We start from the raw sequence: 5,224 nt of genomic DNA, 5'->3' as shown, positions 1-5,224 counted from the left end.
CCCACCCTGTGCCTGGTGAACGACTGATCGCCCGCCGTGCCGAAAGGTGCGGCGGGCTTTTTTTGACGTCCGTACGGAACACCAGCTCGGGGAGGGGGTTCGGCTCCTGCAGCATCTTCTCCTGTGAACCAATGCTGCGAGATCGGTGTCCCTCCCGATCAGCCCGCGTCCTTCCCCTCCGTGGGGCGCAGGCAACTTCAGATGGACTCTCTCCCTGATCGGAGTAGTCACGTAATGCCGTCCACCTCGATACACAAAACGGAATACGATCCGGAGCGCAAAGTCCTCTCGGTGTGGTTCGTGGCCAGCGTTAAATGCTACCAGTTTGAGGACGTGCCCGCCGGAGACCTTCGCCGAGTCCGAGCCGCCTTCGCCAAGGGCTTCTTCAACGAACAGATCCGCAATCACTTCCGCTACCGTCTGGTTGGACCCGCGGTCGACTGAGCACCATCAGCGGACGATCTCTCTTTTGGCAGGGATGCGACTCATTCGTCGCGGCCGTCCGGCCAGCCTTTGCGAGGGTAAGGTCGGACATCGGAACGAAAGGCGGATTCGCGAATTCTACTGCTAGATAATCGGATTCGTCGCCCATGAGGCTCGCGACCCTCCACCTTGAAACTGCGAGATACGGCGATGTATATCGCGCCGAAAGGCTCGCGCGGCTGAGGCAGCAAATGATCCGGCACATCAAGCGCACTGACGCCTCGGCTCAAAAAGTCGAGCAAGCGCTGGCTAGTTTGGCCGAAGCAAACGCACCCATGCACCGGCTCGCGCGGCATCAGTAGGGCCGCGCTCATGCGCGCCTCCGCACCGGCACGATGTGCGGCGGGTTGTTCGGTTGCCGCATGTGGCGTTCTCTCGACATCCGTTTCGCGATGCCTGTCCTTACCCCCGTGGGGGCGCGGGCTTCATTCGACCATGGTGGCTAAGACCAGAACGGCCCGAGGACGAACACGGCCATTAGGGCAACGAAAAGCACAGCGATGATCACGGCGCCCCACATGAAGACCTTTCCGGTGCCGCGTTTCTCTTCCTCGCGAGATCGCCGCAAGTGCGGTCACGCCCTGTTTCAATTGGTTGGTCGGTCGGTTCTTCCCGCTCGGAAGTTCCTGCCTATCGCTGTGTTGCGCCCCAGCACCGCACGCAATTCGGTACGTTTTCGCGCATTTCCAGAATCAGACGTTAAAAAGCGGCGGGCTTGCTTCGGATGGTTAAGGCCAGGAGCGCCTCCGAAAGTCGTTTCTTCGCCCGCTCGACCCGTTCTCGTCGATTCTCAACATCGAGGAACAAGTCGAGCGACGTTGTAGGATAACATCACACGACGTCCCTGCTGCCAAAGACATCCAACACAGTTTATGATTAAGTAGACTAATTAGAGCATCGTTCGAAAAAGAGGTCACCGGTTTTTCGAACAAAGCGATCGCAAACTAGAAGTTACAGCGGTGCGCGCGCCGCTGTAGGCGCCGGATCAGATCACGAAAAAATCGTCGGCTAGCAGCGTCGGCCTGTTCGTCAGCGTCGCGAGCTGTGTCACGCCGCCTGCGACGTTTCCGTTGGAATCGTAAAACAACGCACCCGTAACCTTGTCATAGACGATGTGGTCGTCGGCGTCGTGCGCGCTAGTCCCAGCGAAGAAGTACCTTGGCTCGAGGGCTCCGGTGGCTCCCAGCCCCTGCATTACCGAATTCTGGAGCCTGAATGTATCGGCCGTATGGTTGAAATCCGTGATGATGTCGCGGTTGGCCACTGAGAGCGGCGCACTGAAAACGAAGGAATCGTTGCCGGCTCCGCCAGTAAGCCGGTCAATGCCAAGGCCGCCCGTTAGTGCATCGTTGCCACCGTGCCCGAGCACGGTATCGTTGCCTCGGCCGCCGTCCAGTTTGTTGTCGCTGTCGTTGCCGTCGAGCACGTTGTCGAGGGAATTTCCCGTGGCTCCGACGTTGGCGTTTCCGGTCAGACGCAGATTTTCTACCAGCCTGCGATCGACCGCCAGTGAGTACGTGACCAAGCTGAAAATCTGGTCGAGGCCCGCTTCGTCGATGACGTTGTCCAATACATTGTCCACGTAATAGGTATCGTTGCCGGCACCGCCATTCATCAGGTCGGCCCCGGTCCCGCCATCGAGAAGGTCGGTGCCATCATAGCCCGCCAACCGATCGCTACCCGCCCCGCCCCTTATGGTGTCGTTGCCGGCAAGGCCGTCCAGCGTGTTGTTCCCATTGTTCCCGGTCAGCTCATTGTCGGAAGAATTGCCGCGACCATTGATAGCGCCAAGGCCAATGAGGGTCAGATTTTCGACATAGGATGGCAGTGAATAGGTGCTCGAGCTGAATACCGAATCGTTGCCCGCCACATCGCCCTCGACCACGCGGTCGAGCGCATTGTCGACATAGTAGGTATCGTCGCCTGCGCCGCCCTCCATCTTGTCGATTCCGACCCCGCCGTCGAGCAGGTTGCTGCCAGCGTTGCCGACCAGCGTGTTGTCGAGTTCGTTACCCATCGCGTCGATGTCGGCAACTCCGGTGAGTGTGAGCTGCTCTATTTGCTGGCCGGACAGCGAATAAGTCATCGAGGTGATGACCACATCGATGCCGGCGCCCTCAGCCTCGATGACTACGTCGAATGCGTTGTCGACGCGGTAGGTGTCGTTGCCCAAACCGCCGGACATTTTGTCAGCACCGGCTCCGCCGTCCAGAACGTCATCAAAGCTGCCGCCGTTCAGGATATCCGCCGCATCCGTCCCGGTCAGGTGCTGCTCCATCACGTCCGGCGCGGCATAGGCGCGCACGTAGTCGATCACCATCTTGTAGGTGCCGGACGCCCGCTCGACTTCAAGGGGATTCATGGCAAGCGAGGCCAGCATATAGAGCGGCGTGCGGAAGGACTCGCTCATTGGAAAGCGGCTCAGCTCCTTGCCGTCATAGTACACGGTGATCCAGTCCGTCGTGATCCTCGCGCCGTAGGTGTGAAACGTCCCGTCGAACATCGAACTGGCGAGGCCCGTATAGTTGCCTTTCCAAGCGTGGCCTTCCTTATTGCTCAAGTGCACCGCCTGGTGATGACCATCGGGATCGCCCCCATACGCTTCAACGATGTCGACCTCGACGCGTGGCACAGTCTGATCGGGCGACAGCATCCAGAAAGCCGGCCAGGCTCCCGCCCCGCCGTGAAAGGCCGCGCGCATCTCGAAGTACCCGTACTCTTGCGCGAAACCCCGGCCGGTGCTGTTAACCGTTTGCATCGTTCCCGACTGCCAGACGCCGTCCACCTGCTTCATGGTAATGGTCAGCTGCCCGTCAGAGACGGAGAACGGATTCGTCGCCCCCACCGGCGACATGAACGTGGCGGCCCCATAGGGGGCGTGTACCGGCGCGAACCATTTGCCGGTGCCGTTGTTCGGCACGACATCAAGCGTGTTGAACTCGTCGGAAAAGGAGAGCTTGAAACCTGAGAGGTTCAGCTCCGATCCTTTGTACTGTCCGGTCCAATCGCCAGGAAGAGCAATCGCAGCCATTGATGGGCTCCTCGTTCTCGCAACATTTTCGCGGTTGATCCCCCACCAAGATCTAATCATCCATTTGTTAACGGAACGGTAATGGACACCGATTCCGCCGCAAATGGGCTCAGTGCGGTTATCCCCAACGCTTCACGAGAAATTTGGGAGAAGTCGCAAATCGGTTGATGTAGCCGGCACACGAAACTGCGGATCCTCCATGGCGCATGATCCGATCGACACGCTGGGCAAGGCGACCCGGCACAACATGCTCGTCAAAGCCGAGTGCAGCTGCGGGAACGTGCGCTACTGCCGTTCCGCCGATCTGATAATGGTCTATGGCGGAGGCGCCGACGAGCAACGCCGGGAATGAGCTGCATTGCGTTCTGCAACCGCTCGCTGGATAGTCCTGGCGATGTTGCAGACCTTAATGACTCATTGGCCCCAGATCCTCGCGATCATTCCGGTGGTGATGGCGGCAATCGGCATCGTCCACGCCATAATGACGAAGGAAGACGTCCGCGCCGCCACAGGTTGGGTCGGCGTGATGTTCCTGTCGCCATTCCTTGGCGCGATCATCTACGCCGTTGCCGGCATAAACCGCATCCGTCGTGCAACGATCAGCGCCATGCGGCCCCTTTCCAGCGAGGCGGCTTCCGCAAAACATGAGCGCAACATTGCCGCCGAGGAATTGATTGCCGACCGGTACGGCCAACGCTTCACCGGCCTGAAGACATTGGGCGACAGGGTGGCCCGGCGCGCCCTGACCTCGGGAAACGCGATTGCGATATTGGAGACAGGTGACGAGGCCTATGGCGCAATGTGCCGAGCGATTGATGGCGCTCAACGCACTATCCTTCTCGAGACCTACATCTTCGACAATGACGATGTCGGGCGGCTTTTCGTGGAATCTCTCGCCGGAGCCGTCCAGAGGGGTGTCAGCGTTCGCGTGCTGATCGATGCCGTCGGGGCGCGTTACTCCGTCCCCAGCATTCTTGGGCGTCTGCGAGAGGCAGGAATCACCGCAGACCTCTTCAACGGCAACATTGTCATGGGCCTGCGTCTTCCCTACGCCAACCTCAGAACGCACCGGAAGATCCTGGTCGTCGATGGCACGATTGCGTTCACCGGAGGGATGAACATCCGAAAGGGATTCTCAGCCGAGTTCGCCGGCTCCTCCAGCGCGAGGGACACGCATTTTCAGGTCACCGGGCCGGTCGTGGCCGACCTTTTTTCGGTTGCCGCCGAAGATTGGCGCTTCGTAAGCGGCGAGCTCCTGAAAGGCGACACCTGGCAAGTGGCCACGCCTCCCGCGGCTCCCGGTCAACCGATGCTGGCGCGGGCGGTTGCATCCGGGCCGGATGCCAGCATCGAAACGAACCACAACTTGCTGATCGGAGCATTTTCCGTCGCCCGCAAATCGATCCGCATCATGTCGCCTTATTTCCTGCCGGATCGGGAACTGATCAGCGCGCTGACGACAGCGGCCAGGCGAGGCGTCGAGATCGACATCGTGGTACCGGCGATGAACAATCTTTTCCTTGTCGACCGGGCGATGACGGCGCAATTCGATCAGGTCCTGAAGCACTATTGCCGCGTATGGCGCACGGAGGGCTCGTTCGATCATTCGAAGCTGCTGTCAGTCGATGGAGTTTGGGCTTATATAGGATCCTCCAATCTTGATGCCCGGTCCCTGCGGCTGAATTTTGAGATTGATATAGAGGTTCTTGA

At 59.6% G+C, this 5,224-nt stretch carries 4 protein-coding genes; 3 read left to right on the top strand and 1 reads right to left on the bottom strand.

Features of this window, described 5'->3' with window-relative positions:
• Positions 1-234: 234 nt before the first annotated feature.
• Positions 235-444, top strand: coding sequence for a KTSC domain-containing protein (locus EOA85_RS26735; protein ID WP_127211768.1), 210 nt, complete (start codon positions 235-237; stop codon positions 442-444).
• A 1,024-nt stretch (positions 445-1,468) separates the two neighbouring features.
• Here EOA85_RS26735 and EOA85_RS26725 read toward each other — a convergent pair.
• Positions 1,469-3,514 (bottom strand): family 16 glycosylhydrolase, encoded by a 2,046-nt coding sequence (locus EOA85_RS26725; protein ID WP_164759896.1) that lies wholly within the window; start codon positions 3,512-3,514, stop codon positions 1,469-1,471.
• 199 nt (positions 3,515-3,713) lie between these two features.
• On the opposite strand from EOA85_RS26725, the gene EOA85_RS37730 reads away from it, so the two are divergent.
• Entirely contained in the window at positions 3,714-3,866 is a 153-nt protein-coding gene (locus EOA85_RS37730) for a hypothetical protein (RefSeq protein WP_164759895.1), read from the top strand.
• Positions 3,867-3,908: 42 nt separating this feature from the next.
• A partial coding sequence (locus EOA85_RS26720; RefSeq protein ID WP_127211766.1) for a phospholipase D-like domain-containing protein occupies positions 3,909-5,224 on the top strand: 1,316 nt, incomplete at its 3' end.

The organism is Mesorhizobium sp. M5C.F.Ca.IN.020.29.1.1, from assembly GCF_003997375.1.
Taxonomy (GTDB): Bacteria; Pseudomonadota; Alphaproteobacteria; order Rhizobiales; family Rhizobiaceae; genus Mesorhizobium; species Mesorhizobium wenxiniae.
The sequence above is the reverse complement of the archived record's forward strand: the minus strand, read 5'-3'. Positions and strand labels throughout refer to the sequence as shown.

Coding starts and splice junctions, on each gene's coding strand:
- EOA85_RS26735 (WP_127211768.1), top strand. CDS start 235: ATGCCGTCCACCTCGATACACAAAACGGAATACGATCCGGAGCGCAAA.
- EOA85_RS26725 (WP_164759896.1), bottom strand. CDS start 3,514: ATGGCTGCGATTGCTCTTCCTGGCGATTGGACCGGACAGTACAAAGGA.
- EOA85_RS37730 (WP_164759895.1), top strand. CDS start 3,714: ATGGCGCATGATCCGATCGACACGCTGGGCAAGGCGACCCGGCACAAC.